General features: G+C 61.9%; 24 protein-coding genes and 1 pseudogene. 13 read left to right on the top strand and 12 right to left on the bottom strand.

Annotated features, from left to right (window positions below; all coding sequences use genetic code 11):
- Positions 1–28 precede the first annotated feature (28 nt).
- The 3 genes from G5S42_RS10740 (at position 29) to G5S42_RS10725 (ending at position 3,296) form a co-directional block, all read left to right on the top strand.
- Entirely contained in the window at positions 29–502 is a 474-nt protein-coding gene (locus tag G5S42_RS10740; RefSeq protein ID WP_176106730.1) for a hypothetical protein, read from the top strand.
- A gap of 504 nt (positions 503–1,006) precedes the next feature.
- Entirely contained in the window at positions 1,007–2,035 is a 1,029-nt protein-coding gene (locus tag G5S42_RS10730) for a helix-turn-helix domain-containing protein (protein WP_176106728.1), read from the top strand.
- A 4-nt stretch (positions 2,036–2,039) separates the two neighbouring features.
- On the top strand, positions 2,040–3,296 hold the full coding sequence (locus tag G5S42_RS10725) for a Zn-dependent hydrolase (RefSeq protein ID WP_176106727.1): 1,257 nt from the start codon (positions 2,040–2,042) through the stop codon (positions 3,294–3,296).
- Between the two features lie 8 nt (positions 3,297–3,304).
- Here G5S42_RS10725 and G5S42_RS10720 read toward each other — a convergent pair whose 3' ends face one another.
- Together G5S42_RS10720 and G5S42_RS10715 are read right to left on the bottom strand one after the other, a co-directional pair.
- Complete coding sequence (locus tag G5S42_RS10720; RefSeq protein ID WP_176106726.1) at positions 3,305–3,610, bottom strand: panthothenate synthetase; 306 nt, start codon at positions 3,608–3,610, stop codon at positions 3,305–3,307.
- Positions 3,611–3,744: 134 nt separating this feature from the next.
- Positions 3,745–4,368 carry a methylated-DNA--[protein]-cysteine S-methyltransferase gene (locus tag G5S42_RS10715; RefSeq protein WP_176106725.1) on the bottom strand — a complete coding sequence of 208 codons (624 nt, stop codon included), beginning with the start codon at positions 4,366–4,368 and terminating at the stop codon, positions 3,745–3,747.
- A 299-nt stretch (positions 4,369–4,667) separates the two neighbouring features.
- Between G5S42_RS10715 and G5S42_RS10710 the strand changes: the two genes are divergently transcribed.
- The 7 genes from G5S42_RS10710 to ilvD all read left to right on the top strand — a co-directional run bounded on the left by G5S42_RS10710 (position 4,668) and on the right by ilvD (position 12,210).
- Complete coding sequence (locus G5S42_RS10710) at positions 4,668–6,047, top strand: leucine-rich repeat-containing protein kinase family protein (protein WP_176106724.1); 1,380 nt, start codon at positions 4,668–4,670, stop codon at positions 6,045–6,047.
- A complete protein-coding gene (locus G5S42_RS10705) occupies positions 6,044–7,024 on the top strand; it encodes a substrate-binding domain-containing protein (protein WP_176106723.1) in 981 nt (326 codons plus the stop codon). Before G5S42_RS10710 ends, G5S42_RS10705 begins: the two co-directional genes overlap by 4 nt.
- 51 nt (positions 7,025–7,075) lie before the next feature.
- Positions 7,076–7,462, top strand: coding sequence for an amino acid ABC transporter permease (locus G5S42_RS10700; protein ID WP_312883555.1), 387 nt, complete (start codon positions 7,076–7,078; stop codon positions 7,460–7,462).
- Positions 7,463–7,541: 79 nt separating this feature from the next.
- Positions 7,542–8,189, top strand: coding sequence for a LysE family translocator (locus G5S42_RS10695; RefSeq protein ID WP_176106721.1), 648 nt, complete (start codon positions 7,542–7,544; stop codon positions 8,187–8,189).
- A gap of 23 nt (positions 8,190–8,212) precedes the next feature.
- On the top strand, positions 8,213–8,644 hold the full coding sequence (locus G5S42_RS10690) for an NUDIX hydrolase (protein WP_176106720.1): 432 nt from the start codon (positions 8,213–8,215) through the stop codon (positions 8,642–8,644).
- A 286-nt stretch (positions 8,645–8,930) separates the two neighbouring features.
- Positions 8,931–10,076 carry a branched-chain amino acid ABC transporter substrate-binding protein gene (locus G5S42_RS10685; RefSeq protein WP_176106719.1) on the top strand — a complete coding sequence of 382 codons (1,146 nt, stop codon included), beginning with the start codon at positions 8,931–8,933 and terminating at the stop codon, positions 10,074–10,076.
- Positions 10,077–10,347: 271 nt separating this feature from the next.
- Entirely contained in the window at positions 10,348–12,210 is a 1,863-nt protein-coding gene (gene ilvD, locus G5S42_RS10680; RefSeq protein WP_176106718.1) for a dihydroxy-acid dehydratase, read from the top strand.
- 119 nt (positions 12,211–12,329) lie between these two features.
- On the opposite strand, the gene G5S42_RS10675 is transcribed toward ilvD, so the two are convergent.
- On the bottom strand, positions 12,330–13,538 hold the full coding sequence (locus tag G5S42_RS10675; RefSeq protein ID WP_176106717.1) for a GGDEF domain-containing protein: 1,209 nt from the start codon (positions 13,536–13,538) through the stop codon (positions 12,330–12,332).
- Positions 13,539–13,876: 338 nt separating this feature from the next.
- Between G5S42_RS10675 and G5S42_RS10670 the strand changes: the two genes are divergently transcribed.
- Positions 13,877–14,332 carry a CHRD domain-containing protein gene (locus G5S42_RS10670; protein ID WP_176106716.1) on the top strand — a complete coding sequence of 152 codons (456 nt, stop codon included), beginning with the start codon at positions 13,877–13,879 and terminating at the stop codon, positions 14,330–14,332.
- A 48-nt stretch (positions 14,333–14,380) separates the two neighbouring features.
- On the opposite strand, the gene G5S42_RS10665 is transcribed toward G5S42_RS10670, so the two are convergent.
- The 4 genes from G5S42_RS10665 to G5S42_RS10650 all read right to left on the bottom strand — a co-directional run bounded on the left by G5S42_RS10665 (position 14,381) and on the right by G5S42_RS10650 (position 18,226).
- The gene (locus G5S42_RS10665) at positions 14,381–15,073 is read right to left on the bottom strand and encodes a cytochrome b/b6 domain-containing protein (RefSeq protein WP_176106715.1); all 693 of its coding nucleotides are present in this window, start codon (positions 15,071–15,073) and stop codon (positions 14,381–14,383) included.
- A 153-nt stretch (positions 15,074–15,226) separates the two neighbouring features.
- A complete protein-coding gene (locus G5S42_RS10660; RefSeq protein WP_176106714.1) occupies positions 15,227–16,426 on the bottom strand; it encodes a GGDEF domain-containing protein in 1,200 nt (399 codons plus the stop codon).
- Positions 16,427–16,626: 200 nt separating this feature from the next.
- A complete protein-coding gene (locus tag G5S42_RS10655; protein WP_246391928.1) occupies positions 16,627–17,868 on the bottom strand; it encodes an FkbM family methyltransferase in 1,242 nt (413 codons plus the stop codon).
- A 73-nt stretch (positions 17,869–17,941) separates the two neighbouring features.
- A complete protein-coding gene (locus tag G5S42_RS10650; protein ID WP_176104966.1) occupies positions 17,942–18,226 on the bottom strand; it encodes a hypothetical protein in 285 nt (94 codons plus the stop codon).
- A 199-nt stretch (positions 18,227–18,425) separates the two neighbouring features.
- Here G5S42_RS10650 and G5S42_RS44235 point away from each other — a divergent pair.
- Positions 18,426–18,818: pseudogene (locus tag G5S42_RS44235) on the top strand (SDR family oxidoreductase); the annotation flags it as partial.
- A gap of 6 nt (positions 18,819–18,824) precedes the next feature.
- On the opposite strand, the gene G5S42_RS10640 reads toward G5S42_RS44235, so the two are convergent.
- From G5S42_RS10640 to G5S42_RS10625, 4 genes are all read right to left on the bottom strand, one after another.
- Positions 18,825–19,283, bottom strand: a complete 459-nt coding sequence (locus G5S42_RS10640) for an MEKHLA domain-containing protein (protein ID WP_176110466.1) — start codon at positions 19,281–19,283, stop codon at positions 18,825–18,827.
- 641 nt (positions 19,284–19,924) lie between these two features.
- Positions 19,925–21,217, bottom strand: coding sequence for an SUMF1/EgtB/PvdO family nonheme iron enzyme (locus tag G5S42_RS10635; RefSeq protein WP_176106712.1), 1,293 nt, complete (start codon positions 21,215–21,217; stop codon positions 19,925–19,927).
- Positions 21,218–21,330: 113 nt separating this feature from the next.
- Positions 21,331–21,987, bottom strand: a complete 657-nt coding sequence (locus tag G5S42_RS10630) for a helix-turn-helix domain-containing protein (RefSeq protein WP_176106711.1) — start codon at positions 21,985–21,987, stop codon at positions 21,331–21,333.
- 312 nt (positions 21,988–22,299) lie between these two features.
- The gene (locus G5S42_RS10625; RefSeq protein WP_176106710.1) at positions 22,300–22,767 is read right to left on the bottom strand and encodes a universal stress protein; all 468 of its coding nucleotides are present in this window, start codon (positions 22,765–22,767) and stop codon (positions 22,300–22,302) included.
- A gap of 282 nt (positions 22,768–23,049) precedes the next feature.
- Here G5S42_RS10625 and G5S42_RS10620 point away from each other — a divergent pair, with 282 nt between their 5' ends.
- Positions 23,050–23,739: a FadR/GntR family transcriptional regulator gene (locus tag G5S42_RS10620; RefSeq protein ID WP_176106709.1), complete on the top strand. Its 690-nt coding sequence runs from the start codon at positions 23,050–23,052 to the stop codon at positions 23,737–23,739.
- 57 nt (positions 23,740–23,796) lie between these two features.
- Here the strand turns inward: G5S42_RS10620 and G5S42_RS10615 are convergent, their stop codons facing one another.
- The gene (locus G5S42_RS10615; RefSeq protein ID WP_176106708.1) at positions 23,797–24,390 is read right to left on the bottom strand and encodes an acyl-homoserine-lactone synthase; all 594 of its coding nucleotides are present in this window, start codon (positions 24,388–24,390) and stop codon (positions 23,797–23,799) included.
- Positions 24,391–24,418 lie beyond the last annotated feature (28 nt).

Genomic DNA, 24,418 nt, shown 5'->3' with positions numbered 1-24,418 from the left:
TTCTAATCCGCGAAAGGATAAAAAAGCGATGAAAATAGCAAATGAATCACCTTGGAAGTTCGTCGTCATGTGGATGAGGCTATATTTCGCATTCCACTATCTCTCTTCCGGGCTGAATTTCGTGGTTTTCAGATACATTCCGGATTTCAGCCACGCGGGAAAAGTGGGCGCCTATATAGGAGCTATGGCAGATATCGGCTTCTACCAAATGGTCAAATATCTGGAAGTTGTGCTTGGCTCCATGCTGCTGCTAAACATCGGGGTGCCGCTGGCATTGATCGTAATGGCCGGCGTCAGCGTCACCATTGTCTTCCTCAACCTTTTCGTTTCGCCAGATCCGCGCGAACTGTTCACCGGCTTCCAGGAGTTGCTCTTGAACGGAGGACTCTTGCTAGCGTACGGAGGGTACTATGCAAATTTTTGTCGCGTCAAAGCAGAGCCTTTTTGGTTTTGGGACGGAATGCGGAAGCGGGGAGATTTCGACGCAAGGAGCCAATCGTGAATAAAGATTTTTTGGTGGTTTTTTCCATCATTGCCGTTGCAGTTTTGATAGTAATTTCGACGTCCACCATTTTCTTTGCGCGGCACTTGCGTTTTTATGACTATGGGCCTCCATTGGGGGCAGGGCTATTCACGTTGGCGGCAATGCTTCGAGCCGCAGCGACGAACCGATAGCTGCTGGATGCGCGTTCATTTGAAACGATTTACGTTTCGAACCGATTATAAAAAAATAACATGGCCTCCGTCTGGAGGCCATTTTTTATGTTGTTCGGCCGGACCGCGAGTGCCTGCGACATGGACGAAGGCGAGCTCGAGCGGCGGCATGAGAGGCCTTGCGCAAAGAAAAAAGACTTTGTAGGCTGGTGCTGATGCCTGTCAGGCATGAGCGGAGCGGGGGCGCATGAGCTTCGACGGCCACGGCATCGACGCACTAGCAACAGGCTCATGACGTTTTCGCCAATCGCGGCTATCATGCCGCGCACACTACAAAACCGGCGGGGAGACCTTGACGACCAATCAGGCAGCCAACCGCACCGCAACCGCGGCCGCAGCAATGCCAGCGGCTTTCGACTACACCCACTTCGACACCTACACCAAGGCGCCGCGCGCGCAATTGCCTATGTGGCGCGAGCGCGTCGGCCATTTTCTCGACGTGCCGATCTCGCGCCGGCAACTCGCCGACGGCTTTCGCGGCAGCATCGACACCTATCGCGCCGGTGGCATGGCCTTCACGGATTGCCGCACCGATCCGGTCGCGCAAGCGCGCTCGGTCGCTCGCATTTCGACCGATAACGTGCGCCAGCTCGTGTTTCACGTGGCCGTCGAAGGGACCTTCGAGACGACCACCGGCCTCTATCCGAAGCGCGTCGCGCTGCAAACGCGGCCGAGCATCCTCGCACTCGACATGAATCAGCCGATGCAGATGACGCGGGGGCCGTGCCGCCTGGTCGCGCTGTTTGTGCCGCGCCATCTGATCGATCCGGTGCTGCCGGAAGCGGAGTCGATACATGGCCGCATGATCGAATATGAAACGCCGCTTGCGCGGCTGATTCCCGCGCATCTGGCCGATCTATGCCGCAGGTTGCCCACGATGGACGCGCCCGCGGCGCAGGAAGCGTTCCACACCTGCGCGTTGCTGATGGCGGCGGCGTTCGGCAAGGAAACGGGCTTGACCGGCGGTGCGCGCGCGGTGGCACGCACCGCGATGTTCGCGGCGGCGCGCCGCTATATCGACGCGAATCTCGGCCAACCTGATCTGACCGTCGACAGCGTGCTGGCCATGTCGCAGCTGTCGCGCCCCACGCTGTATCGATTGTTCGAGCCGGAGGGCGGGCTCCACGCGTATATTCGCAACCGGCGCCTGCGCGAGGCGGCCGACGAACTGCATCGCTACCCGCGCAGGCCGGTGATCGACGTCGCGTACGGCTGGGGCTTCAATAGCGCGTCGGATTTCAATCGCGCGTTCAGACGTGCGTACGATATGTCGCCGGGCGATTTTCGCGCGGCCGCATCCGCAATCAATTCAGGGAGATGACAACGTGGTAAAGATCGATCCGGACCGGCTGATGGCCGACCTCAAACGGCTGCGCGGGTTTGGCGCGGCCGGCTCAGGCGCGACCGGTCCCGGCGTGGTCCGGCTCGCGCTGTCGCCGGTCGATCTTGCGGCACGCGAATGGCTGGTCGGCAGGATGACGGAGGCGGGGCTCGACGCGCGCATCGACGGCGTGGGCACCGTGTTCGGACGCTCGCGCAACAGCGGTCCCGCGCTCGTGATCGGTTCACACACGGACACGCAGCCGACCGGCGGCTGGCTCGATGGCGCAATGGGCGTGATCTACGGGCTCGAAATCGCCCGCGCGCTAGCGGAGAACGACGCGACGCGGCACCTCGCCGTCGACGTCGCGTCGTGGATCGACGAGGAAGGCACGTTCTCGGGCCTGCTCGGTAGCCGTAGCTTCGTCGGCGAGGCGGTCGACGAGTCGATTCGCGGCGCGACCAACCGGCAGGGCGAACGTCTCACCGATGTACTGGCGGCGGCGGGCCTCGCGGGCCGGCCGCGTGCGCGTTTCGAGGCAGGGCGCCAGGTCGCGTATCTGGAGCCGCATATCGAGCAGGGCGGGCGGCTCGAAGCGATCGGCAAGTCGATCGGCGTGGTCACGACGATCGTCGGGCTGCGCGAATCGCGGCTGCGCTTCACGGGTCAGCGCAACCATGCGGGCACGACGCCGATGGCGATCCGCCGCGACGCGGGCGCGGCGCTCGTCGCCTTCATCGCGCGGATGAACGACGCGTTCAAGCAACTGGCCGACGCGGATACTGTCTGGACCGTGGGCCGCATCGATCTCGATCCGGGCTCTATGAGCGTCGTACCCGGCGCTGCCGACATGTACCTGCAATTCCGCGACGCGAACCCCGCACGGCTTCAGGCAATGGAGCACGCGCTCGCGGAACTGGTGCGCGACTTCAATGCGCACAACGCCATAAGCGTCGACTTGCAGACGATCGACGAGCCGATCGAGCCCGTCAGCATGGACGCCACGCTCGCGGAGCACATCGCGCGAGCCGCCGAAGCGATCGCGCCGGGCCAGTGGCTGCGCATGCCGAGCGGTGCCGCACACGACGCGCAGGTGATCGCGCGTTGCATGCCGGCCTGCATGATGTTCGTGCCGAGCATCGGCGGCGTGAGTCACGACTTCATCGAGGACACGGCCGAGGAGCATATCGTGCTCGGCTGCCAGGTCGCCGCGACGGCCGCGGCTTCGATGCTGCTGCAGCTATCGGCGGGGCATTCCTGAGGGCCGCGCTACTTCCACTTGTCGCCTAGCGCGTCGAGGCCGGCTTTCATCAGATCATCGGGCAGCATCGCGATGCGCAGTTCGCACTCGGCGTCGAGCTTCAGGAACCACGGTTCGGCGAGTGCGGGAATCGCCGATGCATCGGCGACATCGACGACCGCCACCGCGCCGCGTTTGCCCTGCTGCTCGGTGAAGTAGATGGCTTCCGGCTTCATGTCCTCGAGGATCTTTTGCATCAGCTCGCCGATTCGGCCGTCGCGCACGAGTGTGCCGAACGGTTCGTTCGGTATTTGTATGTTGAGAAGCATGCGCATGTCATCCTCCTATTCGATACCTCAACGGGCATCTCAAGGATAGGTGTTGCATGCGCGGCCGATGGCGTTGATCGCGGACGAAGCATCGGCGATTACGGCCGACGGGTGGCGCGTTGTGCTGTGTCTGCGCGGCTTCAGCTACCGAACAGCGATCCCTGCGTTCCCCGGCTCGGCGGGTGATGTGCCGGTTTCGCGGGTGCATCGTCCCTGACCGGCCGCGCCGCCTTTCCTTCCGGCGCGGGCCGTTGCGCGTCATCGGCCGCTGCTTCGAGCGACGTCTGCCCCGCCTCCAGCGAAAGCAGCAGCATCTTGTTGGCGAGGCCGCCGGCGAACCCCGTCAGCTCGCCCGACGCGCCAATCACGCGATGACACGGCGCTACGATCGAAATCGGATTCCGGCCATTTGCCGCGCCCACCGCGCGCACTGCATTGAGCTTGCCGATCTGCTGCGCGATCTCCGAGTAGCTGCGCGTCTGGCCAAACGGGATGGTCAGCAGCGCGCGCCAGACCTGCTTCTGGAACTCGGTGCCCTGAAAATCGAGCGGCAGATCGAAGGTCTGGCGCGTGCCCGCGAAGTACTCGCGCAATTGCCGCTCGGTTTCGACGAGCACCGCCAGCTCGTTCGCTTCGCTCATTTCGCCGAGTCGCACGCGATTCGGCTTGTCGCGTTCCCATAGAATCGCGGCAAGGCATTCGCCTTTCGCCACGAGCTTCAACTGACCGACCGGCGAATCGATCAACTTGTATGCGTACGTCACTTTCTCAGGCTCCTGACAGGGTGGAGGCGCAAGACCCGCGAGACGGACGTGCTTGAACGACCGGACGCGGAAAGCTGTATGAAGGCTGCGCCGATACAGGGGAGTGTCCCGCTCGCGTCGCCTGAACGCCCTCCGGATATTGCTGTCTCATTCGCATTCGACGCGGCCGCGACTGTCGTGAGCATCGCGGCGATCACGTCACTGTACCGCAGAGAACCCCAGATGGCCTTTGACTCAGTAAAATCGATAGCTTCGGTACGACGCGCTGCGCGCGCTACCCGATCTTCTTTCCCACGACTGTGACCACGACTTTAGAACAACTGCGGGCCGGGCAACTGGCGGGTACGCGCGAACTCAAACTCGCGTGCGGTCTCAGCGAATTTCCGCGGGAGATTTTCGATCTCGTCGATACGCTCGAAGTGCTCGACCTGTCGAACAATGCACTGACGACGCTGCCCGACGATCTGCCGCGCCTGCGCAAACTGCGCATCCTGTTCGCATCCAACAACCCGTTCACCGAACTGCCCGGTGTGCTCGGCGAATGCGCGCAACTGAGCATGATCGGCTTCAAGTCGAATCGCATCCGCGAGGTGCCGGCGAGCGCGCTGCCGCCGCTGTTGCGTTGGCTGATTCTGACCGACAACGACATCGAAAGCTTGCCCGCGGAACTCGGCCGCTGCACGCAACTGCAGAAGCTGATGCTCGCCGGCAACCGGCTGCGCGCGCTGCCCGAGGAACTGGCCGCATGCACGCGGCTCGAACTGCTGCGGCTCGCGGCGAATCGGTTCGACGCGTTACCGCATTGGTTGCTGCGTCTGCCGCGGCTTGCGTGGCTCGCGTATGCGGGCAATCCGTTCGACGCGGCGCTCGAACGGGCGGCGCTCATCGACACACCGATCAGCGGCATTCGCTGGGATGCGTTGCGGCTCGAACGGCCGCTGGGCGAGGGCGCATCGGGCGTCATCTATCGCGCGGCGCTGCACGCGGACCACGAACCCGCGCCGCGTGCGGTCGCCGTCAAGCTGTTCAAGGGCGCGGTGACGAGCGACGGTTTGCCCGACTGCGAAATGGCTGCTTGCATTCGCGGCGGCGAACATGCGAACCTGATTCCCGTGCTCGGCAAGGTGATCGGGCATCCGTCGGACACGCATGGCCTCGTGATGGGATTGATCGATCCGCGCTTCGCCAGTCTGGCCGGTCCGCCGAGCCTCGCATCGTGCACCCGCGATATCTATCGCGACGACGCGTGCTTCGACCTCGAGACGGTGCTCGGTATCGCGAGCGGCATCGCGAAGGTCGCGAGTCATCTGCATCGGCGTGGCGTAATGCATGGCGATCTGTACGCGCACAATATCCTGCACGGCGGCGCGGGGCGCGCGCTGCTCGGCGATTTCGGCGCGGCGTCGTTTTTCGATGCCGGCGATCGCGAGCTCGCTATCGCGTTGCAGCGGCTCGAAGTGAGGGCGTACGGCTGTCTGCTCGAAGAACTGCTGGAGCGTTGCGACGCGCAAGCGGACATCGCCGGGCAACTGGCCGCGTTGAAGACGCGTTGTCTGAGCGAAGACATCGACAGCCGGCCGCTGTTCGACGAAATCGTCGCCAGCGTCGCGTCGTTCGATCGGCACATCGGCAACCAGTCCGTCCGCAACCGGCACCTCCGCGAAGGAGTCAAGCCATGACGCAGAACATGCGCCGCCGCGTGCTGCTCGCGGGCGCGCTGGCAGCAACCGGTCTCACCGGCGTCGCGCGATTCGCGGACGATGCCCATGCCCAGGTACCGCCCGGCGCGAAGCCGAAGATCGCGCTCGTGCTCAAATCGATGTCGGACCCGTTCACGGTCGCGATGGTCGACGCCGCGCGCAATTACCAGCAGCACTTCTCGTCGCAATTCAGCCTGACGATTCGCGGCACGGCCAGGCAGACCGACACCGCCGCGCAGATCCGCATGGTCGACGAGATGATCAGGGCGAAGATGAACGCGATCGTGATCGCGCCGACCGACTCGAAGGCGCTGATCCCGGTGATTGCACGTGCGATCAAGGCCGGCATCATCACGATCACGATCGACAACCCGCTCGACGACGCGACGCAGGCGGCCGCCGGCATCTCGGTGCCGTTCGTCGGGCCGAACAATCGCAGCGGCGCGAAGCAGGTCGGCCAGTATCTGGCCACGCGGCTGAAGCCCGGCGATCAGGTCGGCATCATCGAAGGCATTTCGGTGAGCAGCAATGCGCAGCAGCGCACGGCCGGCAGCCGCGACGCGATGGATGCGGCGAAGGTGCAGGTCGTCGCGGTCGAGTCGGGTAACTGGGAATACGGCAAGGGCCGCGACGTGGCCGCGAAGATGCTGGCCGAGCATCCGCAGCTTCGCGCGCTGTTATGCGGCAACGACAACATGGCGATGGGCGCGGTCGACGCGATTCGCGACGCGGGCCGTGGCGGCGGTGTCTACGTCACCGGCTACGACGCGATCGATGCGATCAAGCCGCTGCTCGCCGACGGCCGCGTGCTCGCGACGATGAACCAGTTCGCCGACCGCCAGACCGTGTTCGGCATCGACTTCGCATTAAAGGCGGTGACCGAGCGACGCAAGCAGCGCGAGCTGTCGAGGGTGATCGAGACGCCGCTGCAACTGGTGACGGCCTCGAAACGTTGAGGCGGGGCGCGCGATTGCGCCGCTTGCGTCGTCGATCCGATTCCCGCTGGCGTGGCCGCTTTGTCGTCGTGCTATGGGGCCTATATGACCGAGATCTTTCGCGCCGGCATTCAAAGCATTCCGAAAGGGAAGTGGGATGCGGCACGCGCGCTCGGTCTCAGCCACGGCATGATGATGCGGCTCGTGATTCTGCCGCAGGCTCTGCGTGTGATCATTCCTCCGACCGGCAATCAGTTCATCGCGATGCTGAAGGATAGTTCGCTGGTATCCGTCGTCGGTGTGTGGGAGCTGACCTATGTCGCGACCACCGAAGGGCAGCGCGAATTCCGTCACATGGAGATGCTGATCAGCGCGTCGGTGATTTACTGGCTGCTGTCGATGGTGCTCGAAGTGATGCAGTCGCGTATCGAACGCCGCTTCAGGAGGTCCGCGCGATGACGCCGGTCGCGGCGTTTTTTTTCCGTGTCATCATGTCTGGTCTGTTGGGATCCAATCACAACGAACTCCCGGACCTGCCATGTCATTCCATACCTGGTTGCTTTTCGCCGCTGCCTATCTGCTCACCACCATTTCGCCGGGACCGAACGTTCTGCTGGTGATCCGCAACTCGGTTCGCTATGGAAGCCGCGGCGCGGCCGCGAGCGTTGCCGGCAATCTGCTCGCGCAAGGAGTCGTCGTCGCGCTCGTGGCGCTCGGTGTCGGCGCGGTATTGACGACGCTGCCGCCGCTCTTCGTCGCGATGAAAGTGCTTGGCGCGGGTTATCTGATGTATCTCGGCATCAGGCAACTGCGCGGCGGCGGCAACAGGCAGGCAGCGCAAGCCGCGCAGCCCACGGGCGTCGCATCGCCCACTCATACGTTCGAGCGCAGCAAAGTGTTCCGCGAAGCCTTGCTCGTGTCGGGCAGCAATCCGAAGACGATGATCTTTCTTTCGGCGTTCATGCCGCAATTCATCGACCACGAGCGCGGCCTGCCGGAGCAGTTCATCGTGATGTATCTGACGATCTCGGTCACCGTCGCGCTCGTACACACCATTTATTCGCTCGGCGTGCAAGGTATCCATAAGCGCGTCGGACCCAGCCGGTGGATCGCGGCGATCAAACGCGGCAGCGGGCTCGTCTTCGTCGCGCTCGGCATCAAGCTGCTGAGCGCGCAGCGCGCGTAGTCCATCACGATGGCTGCAAGCAAATGAGCCGAATGCAAAGCGTCGTCGATGTGAACGTGCTGTTTCTGAACGGGCAGGGCGAGTGCCTTTTCATGCAGCGGGCGAATACCGGTTTCAGGGACGGCCAGTACGCGCTGATTGCCGGCCATCTCGAACCTGGCGAATCGATCGAAGAGTGTGCGATTCGCGAGTCGAAAGAAGAAGCGGGCGTGACGATTGCGCCCGGCGAACTCGAATTCAAGCTCGTGATGCGACGCGACTCGGACACGAACCGCATCAGCTTCTTTTTCGCGTGCCGTTCATGGCAAGGAGAACCGGCGAACATGGAGCCGCACAAGTGCTCGGGCTTCGTGTGGGCGAAGCCGGACCATCCGCCGGCGCCGATCGTCGACTATGTGGCGGCCGCTCTCGCGCATATCCGCGAGGGCGTGATGCTGGCCGACTTCAAGCCTTGATTGCTCCGTACCGTTGCCGAAGAATAAGCGCGAGATTCAGCTTTATTGGCTGAGTTGGCGCTTATTTCGTCACTTTTACTGACGATTCCCTCAGCAAATCGAACGCGTAATCTCCCGCTTCAATAGAGCGACGAAACGACCGCTCATTGACGCCGCGCCAATCCCCATTGCGCGGGAATTTGTCGCTTGCGCCGGTTTTGCGTTATCGTGCTGCACCAAAAATGGCGGAGCTGGCGAATTGCCCAGCCGTCCGGTTGGCAAGGTAAGTAAAGAGGAGATGTGTCGTATGTCGTTCAAGCTTCACAAACTGCTGCCGCTCAGCGCGGCAGTCGTCGCATTCGCGGGCATTGCCGGTACGGCAAATGCGGATCAGGTCGTCAAGATCGGTCACGTCGGTCCGTTGACGGGCGGCTCCGCCCACCTCGGCAAGGACAATGAAAACGGCGCGCGCCTCGCGATCGAGGAAATCAACGCGAAGGGCCTGACGATCGACGGTCAGAAGGTCACGCTCGTGCTCGACGCGCAGGACGACGCGGGCGACCCGCGCCAGGCAACCCAGGTCGCGCAGAAACTCGTGGACGACAAGGTCGTCGCGGTGGTCGGCCACTTGAACTCGGGCGCGTCGATTCCGGCATCGAAGATCTATAGCGACGCGGGCATCGTGCAAATTTCGCCGTCGTCGACGAACCCGGCCTACACGCAGCAGGGCTTCAAGACGACCTACCGCGTCGTCGCGACCGATGCACAGCAAGGTCCGGCACTCGCCGCCTACGCCGCGAAGACCCTGAACGTGAAGACCGTGGCCGTGGTCGACGATTCGACCGCCTATGGCCAGGGTCTCGCGAACGAATTCGAAAAGACCGCGAAGTCGCTCGGCCTGAAGGTCGTCTCGCACGACGCGACCAACGACAAGGCGGTCGACTTCCGCGCGATCCTGACCAAGATCAAGGGCGAGAATCCCGACGCGATCATGTACGGCGGCATGGACGCGACCGGCGGTCCGTTCGCGAAGCAGGCGCGTCAGCTGGGCCTGCGCGCGAAGTTGCTGTCGGGCGACGGCGTGTGCACCGAAAGCCTCGCGGACCTCGCCGGTCCGGCGGCGGGCAACGTGGTGTGCTCGCAGGCCGGCATGGCCGTCGAGCGCATGAACGGCGGCGCGCAATTCGCGGCGAAGTACACGAAGCGCTTCGGTCATCCGATCGAATTCGACGCACCGTTCACGTACGACGCGGTGTATATCGTCGTCGACGCAATGAAGCGCGCGAACTCGACCGATCCGGCGAAGGTGCTGGCCAAGGTGTCGAGCACCAACTACAAGGGCGTGACCGGTGAAACGACGTTCGACGCGAAGGGCGACCTTCAGCATGGCGTGATCTCGCTGTACGACTACAAGGATGGCAAGAAGTCGCTGCTCGACGTCGTGAAGATGTAAGAGCGCAGACGCGTCAAAAGCGTTGAAAGCACGAAGGGCCGATGAAGCATCGCTTCATCGGCCCTTTGCTTCGACTGAAGTCGAGCGGCGTAGATCGGCTAAGCGGTCGCTTCATCGATTAATATCTTTCGCGACCTAATCTCGCAGGAAAAATATATTGGACGTCTTACTGGCGTTCTTGCACTATTCGTTTCCAGCGCCGACTCCGCGCTGCGATCCCCACGCCCGCGCGGGCGCTCAAAACCGATAACAGCAATCCCTGAGGATACAGATGCCCAACTATCGCTCACGCACTTCGACTCATGGCCGCAACATGGCCGGCGCCCGCGCGCTGTGGCGCGCGACCGGCATGAAGGACGACGATTTCGGCAAGCCGATCATCGCGGTCGTGAACTCGTTCACGCAGTTCGTGCCGGGCCACGTGCATCTGCGCGACCTGGGCGCGCTGGTCGCGAAGCAGATCGAAGCGGCTGGCGGCGTGGCGAAGGAATTCAACACGATCGCCGTCGATGACGGCATCGCGATGGGTCACGGCGGCATGCTGTATTCGCTGCCGTCGCGCGAACTGATCGCGGACTCGGTCGAGTACATGGTCAACGCGCACTGCGCGGATGCGATGGTCTGCATCTCGAACTGCGACAAGATCACCCCGGGCATGCTGATGGCCGCGATGCGCCTGAACATTCCGGTCGTGTTCGTGTCGGGCGGCCCGATGGAAGCGGGCAAGGTCAAGTCGCCGACCGACGGCCAGGTGATCGCGAAGATCGACCTGATCGACGCGATGATCAAGGCCGCCGATCCGAAGATCAGCGACGCCGAAGTCGCCGAAGTCGAGCGCAGCGCGTGCCCGACCTGCGGTTCGTGCTCGGGCATGTTCACGGCGAATTCGATGAACTGCCTGACCGAGGCGATCGGCCTCGCGCTGCCGGGCAACGGTACGGTCGTCGCGACGCACGCATGGCGCAAGGGGCTGTTCGAGCAGGCGGGCAGTCTCGTCGTCGAGCTGTGCCGCCGCTACTATCAGGAAGAGGATGCCTCGGTCCTGCCACGCAGCATCGCCACGAAGCAGGCCTTCGAAAACGCGATGACGCTCGACGTCGCGATGGGCGGCTCGACCAACACCGTGCTGCACCTGCTGGCCGCCGCACAGGAAGCGGGCGTCGATTTCACGATGTCGGACATCGACCGCATCTCGCGCAAGGTGCCGTGCCTGTGCAAGGCCGCGCCCATGACCGACAAATACCACATCGAGGACGTGCATCGCGCGGGCGGCATCATCGGTATTCTCGGCGAGCTCGCGCGCGCAGACCTGCTCGATCTGTCGTGCGGCAACGTGCATAGCGGCACGCTCGGCAACGCGATCGCGAAGTGGGACATCGCCGGCGGCGCGGGCGACGAAGCGCAGAAGTTCTTCCGCGCGGCGCCGGGCGGCATTCCGACCACGGTCGCGTTCAGCCAGGAAGCGACCTACGCGACGCTCGACACGGACCGCAAGAGCGGCTGTATCCGCAGCAAGGAAAACGCGTATTCGAAGGACGGCGGCCTCGCGGTGCTGTACGGCAACCTCGCGGAGAAGGGCTGTATCGTGAAGACCGCGGGTGTCGACGAATCGCAGTGGCTGTTCTCGGGCCGCGCGCGCGTGTTCGAAAGCCAGGACGACGCGGTCGATGCGATTCTCGGTGACAAGGTCGTGCCGGGCGACGTCGTGGTGATCCGCTACGAAGGTCCGAAGGGCGGTCCTGGCATGCAGGAAATGCTGTACCCGACTTCGTATCTGAAGTCGAAGGGCCTCGGCAAGAGCTGTGCGCTGTTTACCGATGGCCGTTTCTCGGGCGGCTCGTCGGGTCTCGTGATCGGCCATGCGTCGCCGGAAGCGGCGGAAGGCGGCACGATCGGTCTGGTCGAAGACGGCGACGTGATCGAGATCGACATTCCGCAGCGCAAGATGCATCTGGCGGTGTCGAATGAAGAGCTCGCACGCCGTCGTGCGGCGATGGAAGCGCGCGGCGCCGACGCATGGCAGCCGACCAATCGCGAGCGTGTGGTGTCGCAGGCATTGCAGGCGTATGCGGCGCTCGCGACCTCGGCCGATCGCGGCGCGGTGCGCGATATTTCGCAATTGAAGCGCAAGTAAAGCGCGAATCAGCGCGACGGCCCTGTTCGCGGTGACGCGGACGGGCCGAACACAGACCGGTATGCGGGCGACTGCATGCCGGTTTTTTTGCAGGGGCAGTACCCAGCGCGGAACCTTCGTTAAGCCGGAAAACTGGAAACGAGGCCATCGGCAGGCTGCGAAGATGCTGCAACCATCACGCAGTTTCTGCCGTTGGCTTTCGCTGCATAGAGCGCCGTGTCGGCTCTCGCCATCACTGAGGCAACGGTATCGCCATTACCGAATTCGTCGACGCCAGCGCTGAGTGTGCAGGCGACATCACCGGTCGGAGCACGCGCAATAGACGCCGCGACAAGTGCGCGCAACCGGTTCGTGAGATGGGCCGCTTCGTCTTTGCCGGTCAGTGGCATCAGCAGCGCAAACTCTTCACCGCCGATGCGGCCAAGCACGTCGGTTTGCCGTAGTTCGCGCGATATCGTCAAGGCAACATGCGCAAGGGCCTGGTCGCCGGCGGCATGCCCGTATCGGTCATTGATGCCCTTGAAGTTATCGATGTCCAGGATCGCGATGGACAGCTTCGACTTCGCCACCTTCGCCAACTCGAACAGCGCCTCCGCGCGCGCGATGAAAGCGCGCCGTCCGAGCGCGCCCGTCAGATCGTCGATGGTGGCGAGGCGTTCCATCCGCTCCGCCAGCCGGTCATGAGCCAGCATTACCATGCCGACCGACAGGCATGGCAAAGTCAGTATCGCCATGCCGAGAAATGCGACGTTTAGCGGCGTTTCCTCCAGAAAGACCGATTCATGCGCTAGCCCCGACCCATATACGATGCAGCGGGCTGCGTGGACGACCGCCCCCAACACCGCGGCAACAGCCACGAAGTGGTAGCCGTATTTCGGTCTGCCCGCCGGCCGATACCGTTGCACGATCCAGGCGATCGCAAATCGGATGTAGGCGAGAAAACCCGAGATCATCGCGCCCCGGGCACTGACGTCAGGCGACACGTAAGTCCAATAAACGAGTCCCGCCAGGATCGCGCACAGCGCGCCGTACTCCCAGATTACCGATGGCGGCCGATGAAAGAATTGCCGGAAGCCGTGAATCGCGAGGAGCGACGCGACGAGCAGCAATACGCTCGCGCCCAGTACGACGAGATCAGACCTACGGAACAGGAGGAGCGTGGCCGTGACGGCCAGCAGACCACTCGCCACACACCAACGGCGTATCCCCGGAACCTGAGTGTGAAACAGCGAGCCTAGAACGGCGACGCTCATCAGGCAGGACAGAATCGCAATGCCGATTAGCGCGTTCGGGATGGACATGGCAGCGTAACGATGGGTGTGATCCATGAAGGCGCCTGGCGCAATACGAGGTCGCGCCGGTTACATCCGCTGCCTTCGCGCAAAGCGCATATCGTACCGGAAGAATTTTTCGCTTTGGATCGATTTTTCAACGATTTTCGCCCAGCGTTTTCCTTTCGGCTCGCTGTCCACACTAGTGGGACGTCGACGTAACGGGGCGGTCGTCATGCCCTGACCAGAGTTCGGCCTGATGCGAACTTCGCGTAACGGCCGGCTTGCGTCTATGCTTGACTCACTTGTTCGGCTGTCTACGACGTCGACGAGCTCTTCTGCAGTCTTCAATAATCGCCCGTTCACCAAGGGCAAACCCAACAGGAGAAAACCAGATGTCACGATCCATCACGCGGCGCGCTTTCATGGTGTTCGGTGGTTTGGCCTTAGCGGGTACGCTGACCCTGGCGCAAGCGGCGCCCGTCTCGTTCGCGGTGCCTTTGACGGGCGCTCAACAGGTTCCACCGGTGCAAACTCCGGGCAGCGGCAACGCCAAACTCACGTACGACGCCAGCACACGGGTCGTCACCTGGAACATCACCTTCAGCGGATTGACGAGTCCGACCACGATGGCGCACTTCCACGGACCCGCCCCGGCCGGTAAAAACGCCGGCGTAAAAGTCTGGATCTCGCAGAAAGGCTCCACAGAGGTGACGAGCCCGATCACCGGTCAGGCCACGCTATCTCCGGACGAAGCCAAGATGTTCGAAGCGGGTGAGATGTACATCAACGTTCACACGAAGAACAATCCGGACGGCGAGATTCGTGGCCAGGTGACGCCGCCGAAGTGAAGCTGAAGCAGGCACGGTAGCCGCCCCGAGATCGGGTGCGCGGCTTGCTCACAGATATGCCGCGAGCAGCATCACCACGGCAACGCCGACGCCGAGCGGCAGCAGCGCCAGCAGCGCTGGCGCCTGCCGCGGCGCGTCCACGGACGAGGGCAGCAGTTTGTAGCCGGTCAGCATCGGACGAAGCAGGTTGTGTCCCTTCGCTACCGCGTAGACGGCGATCACGAGCACATGCAGCGCGACGGCCGCGAGCAGCACGTACCAGACCACCCCATGCAGCGCCAAGATTGCGTTGGCTAGCCACGCGGGCACGAGTTCGCTCAACGGGCCTTCGTCGGCGATGTCGTTGTTGACGTAGAGCCCGCTCAGCGTCTCGGTCAGCAGCAAGGCGAGCAGAAATAGAACCATCCAGCCGCCGGCTGCATTGTGGCCGACCTGCACATCCGGTTCGCGATGAAACAGCCGGCGCAAATGACGAAGCGCGGCCGCGGGCGACGCCACGAAACTGCGAAAGCGCGCGGTCTCACTGCCAAAGCAGCCCCACAGCAGCCGGAAAATAACCAGGGCGAGCAGCGTCTCGCCGACGCGCACGTGCCAGTCGATCCAGTTCAGCTTCAGGGTGATATAAGCCGCAGCGACCAGCACGACCACCAGCCAGTGAAACAGTCGCACCGGCGCGTCCCAGACCAGCACCGGACGGGGCATTGGCTGTGTCGGCCGCGTGACGGGTTTGGGTGCATCCATGTTGTTGGGCCTACGTGCGCAAGCGGCGGTTTGGCGATGTGAGCTCGGGCGGTAGCGGGCGATTAAGCATACCTCTCACCGATCCTTGACGTACCTTGGCGAAAATTTGACGAACACTACCGATATGAAGGTGCATGCCACATTACTGAGCGATCAAATCTGGTTTCGATCCGCGGAGTAGCTATCGGCAGGGAGCGCAGCCCTTGGCGTCCGTTCGAGACGGTTGCCGCCTAGCGACTTGGCTCGATACAACGCCTGGTCGGCGGCTGAGAGCAGGTCGGCGAGGGAAGCCGTTTCGCGACTCGACTCGGCGAGTCCAATGCTGACGGTTGCGCGGATCCGGTCGCCGTCGGCGCCATGGGACATTGCAGCGAACCGGCTGGCAACGGTCTCGCCCACCTTTCTTGCGCGTTCGCTGTCGTGCCCGGGCAACAGGGCGGCAAATTCTTCGCCGCCGATGCGTGCAAGAATCGCGTCTCTGCCCGTCACGGCTCGAACGGTTTCCGCGAATGATCTCAAGACCTCGTCGCCAGTCTTGTGTCCGTAGCGGTCATTGATTCTCTTGAAGTGGTCGAGGTCGAACGCGAGGAGCGTGACGGGTCGTCGATGTGTCTGGTGGTCGCTGATGGCCCGCTCGCCCTCTTCGAAAAACAGCTTTCGATTGCCGAGGCGGGTCAGGTAATCCGTGCGGGACTCTTGCAAAAGTTCACCATGAATTTCTTCCCGGGTCATCCGGAGCAAGGTCATCGGCAAAATGACCGAGTAGAGAACTCCTTCGTACATCGTGATTTCGCTGGAGACAGCCAGCACGCGTGGCCCGAAGATCGACACCATCCATGGCAGCACGAAAGCCCGGGTGACGTAAAACAGCGCGTGGATGCCCGTGACCACCACGGCGACGCGCCGGGATTGAACCGCCGGCATGCCGTCGCCTCGCAGCAGTTCGAGCGACGTCATGGCGGAAGCCAGCGCGATCGGGATGGCACTGACGTACATCCAGACGGCAGCCTGCCAACGCACGCCGGCTACCGTCCACGTGAGCGCCGTCAGCACGAGCAAACCGATCGAACTCGCGAGATAGCGCCGGCCGTTGAACATTGCCACACCGTCGAGGACGAGCAGATAGCCGGTGAGAATCACGAGATTACTCACTGCCGGGCCAGCGGCGCCGAGCAGTTGAACCCGAAACAAGGCGGCCGCGCAACCCAGTCCAAGGGTGGCGTAGCCGATCGCCAGCGTTCGCAATTCCTTGCTGCGCTTCGGATGAGACAAGTGTTCCCAATACATCATCGCGGAACTGGCTAATAAGGTTCCAATCACGAGAAGGTATAGGGTGGCTAGATCGACTTTCATCGCTGACTTCAGAGCGCGTCCCCGCAATGACGGGGAAAAGGTTGGAGACTACATATGGGATAACGGCAAATGCCGCGCATGTTTGCGAAATGATAACGGAATGGATAACGTAGCGGTCGTGGCATCGGTGTCCCAGTACACGTCGTGCCAGGCAGCGCGATCGAGTAGAGCGCCATTACGTCTGTGCGCAGCGGCAACCACTAGTTGAGATGCTTGTTAACCGCCAGAAAAATCAACTGGGATTCGTTGCCTTTATGGCTCACGGTAAAGCCGTTTTGCTCGAGGAACCGCAAAAATGCCAAACCGTCACCCCTATCAGATCCACCTGCCTCGCCAACGATCACGCGAACCTTCTGTGACAACAGTCGGCCGTGCGGAAACAAAATGGCATGCTCCGAGCCTTCGACATCAATCTTCAACAAATCCAGGATTTCCGACGAAAAGCCCCGCAGTAGCGTCGGAAAATCCGTTACGGGGACCTCGACTGTCTCCGCTGAGGAATGCTCGACCATGTTCAGCTTATTTCCACCAGTGTTGTCGGAGCTAATAAACAGCGTGCCCACGCCAGACGCCGAAGACACTGCCATCTCCTTCAGCTCGATCGAAGATTGGAGCTGGTTGAGGCCGATGTTCTTCCGAATCAACTCGGCATTACGAGGTGCCGGCTCGACAATGATTATCTGCATGGGCTGTTTCAACAGCGCACTGACCTGGATAGAGAACGAACCGATATGACCGCCGAGATCGAGTACGGTAGTGCCATGGAAGTCGATTCCTGACAGTTGGTCGAGATATTCGGACCTTACCTCATCGACAATACCCTCATCCATTGTGCCGGTTCGCACCGCAAACTGAAAACCGTACCTGCTTACGATGACTACGTCGCCCGGTGCCTTGTTGTCCGCCACTTGCTCCGCGAGTTGCCTCGGTGACTCGGGATTGGGCACCGTACTGAGGCGGAGACTCCTGTCGGCAATAACGATATACGCGCCATTCGCAAACGGGACTTGCATCTGCGCGATCCTCTCTGCGTACTGTGGCGGAACCTGATTCAACATTGCCCGGTTGATTACCATCAAGCGCACCTGCGGAGAATATTCTCCGATAGGACACAGCTTCAGCCTGCCGTTCAGCAACAACGGACGAACCATCCCAAATACCTTTTTCCAGTAGTTTGGGACCGCAATGGTCAACTGATCATCCGATTTCAGCGAATTGAGATTGGGAACAAGCCACATCAGCATCTCGATTGATTGTTCGTCCCCTGCCTGCTTCGCAAGAATCTTTACGGCTGAATCATTCTTTGGTTTTCCGAGAAACGGTGGCGCTGCACTGAAGAGCTTCAAGCGAGCGCGAGTATCAATGTAACTAAAGGCACGTCTTAGCAAGTTTCGGGTGCCGCCCGACTTATAAGCCGATGCTATTTTCTGAATCAGTTCCATCTCGAAATGTCTTTTCCGATGAGTGCATTAAGATCTAAATGTGCGGCGGGGAGTTTAGCCGCAGGCATGTTCTTTATAGGTTACGTGTTTTTTGAGGTTTCCAGCAATTTATTTTCTTGGCCGGCCCAACAAGCGCGCGTAAGTACTTTGCCTTCATTCTGTTCGGATGGGGTATTGTAGAAATAACGATGATCGGGGCAATGCCTAGGTGATGACGCGCAGCCTTGCGAAGGGCGGGAGGAACCGATTCCGGCATCACCGTCTTGCTGAAGTCCGGATTTTTCCAGAACTCCACTTCCGCGGTGTGAGCGATTTTAGTTAGGCGGGCGAACGTCAGTAGTATCGCGAATGCGTTCACCGTGTTGTCCGAACGGCAACAATCGAAGCCCTGTTGATTGATGTTCCGCACGCAACAATGTGGTTGCCGGCAACGACCTACCGCAGGAAGCAGCGCGTACGTAAGATCGCTCGTGGATGGACCGCCGTCGCCGCGCACGCCGAATATGGCGCCACGCGCGGCGGAAATCTGTAGAGGCAATATCGCACGGAGAAACTACATGAAGATCATCGTCATTGGCGGTACGAGACTTATCGGCAGCAAGTGGTGAAGAATCTTCGCGAGCGCGGTCATACCGCCGTCGCGGCTTCGCCGGCAACCGGCGTGAATACGCTCACCACCAAAGGACTGCGCGAGGCGCTCGAGGGGTGCGACGTCGTCGTCGATCTCGCCAATTCAAGGACAACGCCGTTTTGGCCTTCTTCGAAACATCGGGCCGCAATCTGTTCGCGGCGGAAATCGAGGCCGGTGTCCGGCATCAGGTCGCGCCTTCTGTCGTTGGCACCGACCGGCTTTCGCAAAGCGGCTATTTCCGCGCGCCAAGATCGTGCAGGAAAAACTCATTCGCGATTCGGGCGTGCCATACACGATCGTGCATTCCACACAGTTCTTCGCGCGATCAGATGTCGCGCGTGCGCGGGATGACCACCGCCTGGCCGTGCAGTGTGCCGTCCGCGTCGAGTAGCTGCCACAGTGTGGCTTGCTCGATGATGAAGCGCTCGCCAGACTTGGTAACACGCACGCCCCTGTAGTTCGTCTCGTAGCCGAGCCGCTGCACGCGTTCGAGGAATTGCTGCCGTTCTTCACGATTCGGGGCCTCGGCGGAAAGCCGGGACGGCAACCTGGTGATTTCATTCCAGCTATATCCAAAGCGGCGCTGTGCGGCCTTGTTGCCGTAAATAAAGACCGGGTCTGGATCGGTATTGTGCGCGAGTACCGCGAATGGGGCATGTTCATAGAGCCATTCGGTCGCTTCAATAACGGACATGACGTGCGGAACCAGCCGGTGACCGACTAGCCGGGCGTAACTGTCGGAAAGCAGTTGGTAAAAAGCCGGATTACGGTGGAGTGGAATCATCGGGTTTATCTCGACGAAGAACATTGGGGACACTGGATCAAGGAATCCTGATCCAGATTGTCCATGAATGGCGCATCCAAGTCGAACAACTGAGACCTGACGGGGACAACGGTGTCGAGCGGCCGATCGAAACCATTGCCGCACCGAAAATCCCGCCGAAGCGGGCCTATGCTAAACGTTAGCTGTGCACGAAGGCGAGCAGATCCGCGTTAGCTTCAACCCCGCTGAGATAGACAGGCCGAGTACTGACAAGGGCGTTCCGCGCTCGGAATGAATAACGCCCTGCTGACATTGGTATAGCGTGAGCCGTCAACGTGATCCGCAAAGCCCTATTCACTGGTGAGGAGGACCATCCTCATCGCAACGAGGGCTTACTCGTGCTGATGCTACTTTCCCGACACGTCCACCCCAGAGCGGTCTGCGAGGCTGATTCCGGCTCTATCCGTCCAGTGGATGGCAACGTTGGTTGGACCCGTCGGATCGCCTGTTTCAGTGGGTTTCGACGCCGCTCGAGAAACTGTGTGCGTGAGCGCGTCGAGGGAACATTGGAGATAGAAGCGTAAACAACAAACTAACCGATAGATGAGTGGGTTGACAGTAAAGCGATAGTCAAGATTTCGCGTCAGCTATCGCTTTATAGATCAACCCCGCACACACCGAAACCCCGCATACACATACTGATAGTGCGGCTGAAACCAGTTGCGAAATTCCGGCCGCAGCATGCACAGCGCCGTACGCGCCGAGCCGCCCTTCAGCACGTAATGCTGTCCATCGAAGAAGTTGGCCGAATAGCCGGGATAGAACGGAAACGCTTCGAACCCCGGCAGCGCTGCGAATAGCGTCGAGGTCCATTCCCAACCGTTGCCGAACTGACCTTCCGCACCGAACGTGCTGACGTTGTCCGGATGCGCATCGACGGGCAGTGGGTCCCAGCTGCGGAAATCGAAATTCCCCGATGCCGCGTGCGGCGCGCCGTGCGCCGCGCGTTGCCATTGCGCCTCTGTCGGCAGGGCTTTGCCGGCCCAGCGCGCGTAGGCGCTCGCTTCGGCGTGGCTCACGTAGACGGGCCAGTCAAGCGGCAACGGCACGTCGTCGAACATCGTGCGCAGCGTCCATGCGGTGCGGCCGTCTTCCGACGTGCGTTGCGACCAGCCGGCCGGATGCTCGATGCACTCCGCTTCCTTCCACGCCCAGTCTTTCGGCGACCACCACTTCGGCTCGCGATAACCGCCGTCTTCGAGGAACTCGAGGAACGCACCGTTCGTGACCATGTATCGATCGATCTCGAACGCGGGCACCTCCACGCCCATCTCGCCGAATTCATTGTCCCAGCCGAAACGGCCGGCCTCGCGCGGCATGCCGAGCACGGTCGTGCCGGCGGGCACGCGGACCATCGACGATAACCCGTCGCGCCGCTCCGTGCGCGTCACCACCGGTTCGCGCAATGCGGTGTTTTTCTGCGCGAGCGGCAACTGATGGAGCATGTACGCGAGCGTTTCCGCGTGCATCAACCGATGCTCGATCGCGACGTTCAGCAACTGCACGGCCGCTTCATCGCCCACCGGGTTGCCGAGTTCGTCGAGCGCGGCGTCGATCTGGCGGCGCGCGCGCATCGCATACTCGCCCACGGCGTCGAGCGACGGCCAATCGCTGGGCTGATCGGTGGGAAAGCCGCCGTCTACCGGATCGATGCCGAATGCGAACAGCTGGTCGAGTTCCGGTGCGAAAGCCGGCAGATCGAACAGACGCTGGTCGAACAGATTGCGATCGAACGCTTCGAGATGGCCGATATAGAACACGACACGGTGACGCTCGCGGATCGGCCGTTCATAGAGGTAGTCGGGTTTGACGATTGCAAACAGGTCATCAGTGACTTGACGCGCGTCGTGCAGGCGCTGCACGAGCGGATGATGCGGGGCAGGGTCGCGATTCATTGGGGCCGGGTCTCCATGCAACACGGTCGCCGTGGGGGCGGTCTGAAAACTTTACCCCCTTGCAGACGGCGTGCCAAGACGAACCGCGCGACCGTTCAGCCCCGGCCAGCCGCTCAGACCTGCCGCAAGCCTTCGAGATCGACGATGTGAATATGCTTGCCCCGCGTGTCGATCAGGCCACGCTTTTGAAATCTTGACAGCGTGCGGCTGACCGTTTCGAGCGTCATGCCGAGGTAGCTGCCCATGTCCTCACGCGTCATGCGCAGGTTGAATTCCGACCACGAGTAGCCGCGCTGCGCATTGCGCTGCGACACGTCCAGCAGGAAGGCGGCGACGCGTTCGTCGGCGGACAGCGAGCCGAGCACCATCATCTGCGCGGCCTCGCTGACGATCTGCGCACCCAGCAGCTTGTGCATGCGCTCCTGGATCGAACCGATTTCGCGACATAGCTGCTTCAGCGCACTGTATGGAACGATGCACACTGTGCTGTCTTCCAGCGCGACGGCGCTGCACGCATGGATGTCCGCGCTGATGCCGTCGAGCCCGAGCGGCTCGCCCGCAAGACGCAGGCCGGTGACCTGCTCGCGGCCGTCGCGGTGGACCATCACGGTCTTCATCGAGCCGGAACGCAGCGCGTAGATGCTGTCGAAGCGGTCGCCGCTGAGATACAGCGCTTCGCCGCGCGGCACCGAGCGCGCCGAGCAGATCAGCGTTTCGAGCTTCGGCAGCTCCTCCGCCGACAGCCCCTGGGGCATGCAGATCTGACGCATCGAACAACTGGAGCAGCGCGCGGCGGTGCGTGCGGTGGCGCGTCCCGCCATGGACTCGCGACTGCCGCTCGCGGCAGAGCCGGCGGAGCGGGTCGAGGAACGGGGCACGGCGGTAGGATTCAGCATGTTCTGCGCGCGATTGATTATTGGTAGTGGTGAAATTGTCCCACCCGTTATGACCCTCAACGGGTGGCAAAGTGACGCGTTCGCTGCTTCGCTTTCCTGGCGACGGTGCTGCCCCGACGAGGGTGGGAAGGTGAGCCGCCGCGGCTTATGTCGTCGTGGCTCACCGTCTTGCGCATGATGACCGTGTCAGACGGGTTGCTTGTCGGCGCCCGCGGCGGACGGTACCAGCAGAACCGGCAGCGTGGCCTGGCGCACGCAGCGTTCGGCGACGCTGCCGAGAATCAGCCGCTGGAAGCCACGCCGCCCGTGCGTGCCCATCACGAGCAGGTCTGCGTTGAATTCGGCGGCGGCGTGCAGCACGATCTCGGCGACATCGCCGAGCGACGAAGCCTCGGAAACCCCCGGGTCGCCTTTCACACCTTGCTCGGCCATCACTTTCGAAAACTCCGCACGCAGCTCCTGGCCTTCCTCGATCAGCCGGTTGCGCAGGATCGACGGGTCGTAGCCGGGCGCCTCGAAGTACATCGGCGTATTTTCGACGACATAAAACGGCCGCAGCACAGCGCCATTCGACTTGGCGAGTTCGAGCGCCGCTTCGAACGCACGGCGCGAGGTATTGCTGCCGTCGACCGCTACAAGGATGCGTTTGTACATATCGGCTCCACGTCAAAAAAGCGTCTGCCACATTGCTAGCCGCGGCGGGGTTTTATTGATCTTTTATACCAATGGAGCTTAGATGATTGCCGGAAAAGATGCACTCGACCAGGATGTAAATCAAACATTTGCCAAATATTCAGACCGGGCGCGGACGAAATGGCGGGCGCGGCGGCGCGCGCGAGTGGCCTTGCATGCTTACAAACCGCATAAGTTTGCTGAAGCTGGAACAAGGTTGGCCTTACAATCAGGCCATATTCAGACAAGCTGGCCAGTCCGCTGATGAACGATCGAAAAACCAAGGGCTTACCCGACCAGATCTACGGCGACATTCTCAACCGCATCCTCGAAGGCGAGTACAAGGAAGGCGAACGGTTGCCAACCGAGCATGCGCTGGCGGAGCGTTTCGCCACGTCCCGGCCGACCGTGCGCGAAGCGCTCGCGCGATTGCGGGCCGACGGCATCATCTCGACGCGGCACGGCTCTGGAACGACCGTCGCGCGGCGCCCCGACCCGGACGTGCGCCGCTTCGCGCCGCTCGAAACGCTGTCCGATATCCGCCGCTGCTATGAGTTTCGCATCGTGACCGAGGCGGGCGCGGCCGCGCAGGCAGCGCTGAAGGCCGACGCCCAGGACATCGCCGCGATCCAGCATGCGTGGGACGAGCTCGAGCGCATCATCGAGGCGCAGGGCATCGGCGCGAAGGACGACTTCCTGTTCCACCAGGCGGTCGCGCGGGCGTCGAAGAATCCGTTTTTCATCACGGTGATGTCGTTCATCGAGGAACAGATCCTGTTCAGCATGAACCTGTCGCGCAATCTGTCGCTGGTCAAAACGGTGGAGCGGCAGCGGGTGGTGCAGGCCGAGCACATGGCGGTGCTCGACGCGATCCGCCGCAAGGACTCGGCGGCCGCGGGCGCCGCGATGCGCGCGCATCTCGAGAACGCGCTGGAACGGATGTTCGGTTCCTGAGTCCGCGCGCGCGGGTGAAGGTGTCGAGATTTCGGTGCGGCCACGCTCCGGCGCGGCTCAAGCCGCGTCGGCGACCGGCCCGAATAGTGAGGTCAGCGTTTTCGCGCTTACCGCGACGTCGAGCGCAACGGCCCGTTCGACGCCGATCTGCAGCGGCGGCCCGAGCCGGCTGATATCGAGCCCGGCACGGCGCAGCATGCGCTCGATCGGCGTGGTAGTCACCGTGACGTAATGCGTGATGCCCATGCGCTGTGCGAAGCGCATCACTTCCTGAATTGCGCGAATTGTCATATCCGTGAAACCAAAAGACTGTTCCTCCCCGTTGGTTTCGATCGCCCAGCGGCTGAGTTCCCAGATATGTCGGCCGACCGGCGCGGCCGCGCCATGCAGCAGTTGCGGGAAGGTGTCTTTCAGCATGTTCGGACCTTCGGTCGGCATCAGTCGCCAACAGCCGCGCAACCGTTCGTCTTCGCCCTGAATCAGCATGTAGTACGGCCCGAGCGCGTCGTAGCCGTCTATCTCCATTCCCGCGATGGTCGGAATTTCCCAGCCGAGCCGGCCGTGAAAGACCCGGGCGCGCAGCCGGTACATCTCGTTGATCAGTTCGTTGTCGAATTCCTGCCGGAGTCCAATACGGATCGTGGTTTGCATGACGTTCTCCTGTGCGTGTCGGGTACTG

This window comes from Paraburkholderia youngii, from assembly GCF_013366925.1.
GTDB classification, from domain to species: domain Bacteria; phylum Pseudomonadota; class Gammaproteobacteria; order Burkholderiales; family Burkholderiaceae; genus Paraburkholderia; species Paraburkholderia youngii.
This window is presented reverse-complemented; position numbering and strand designations above follow the sequence as displayed.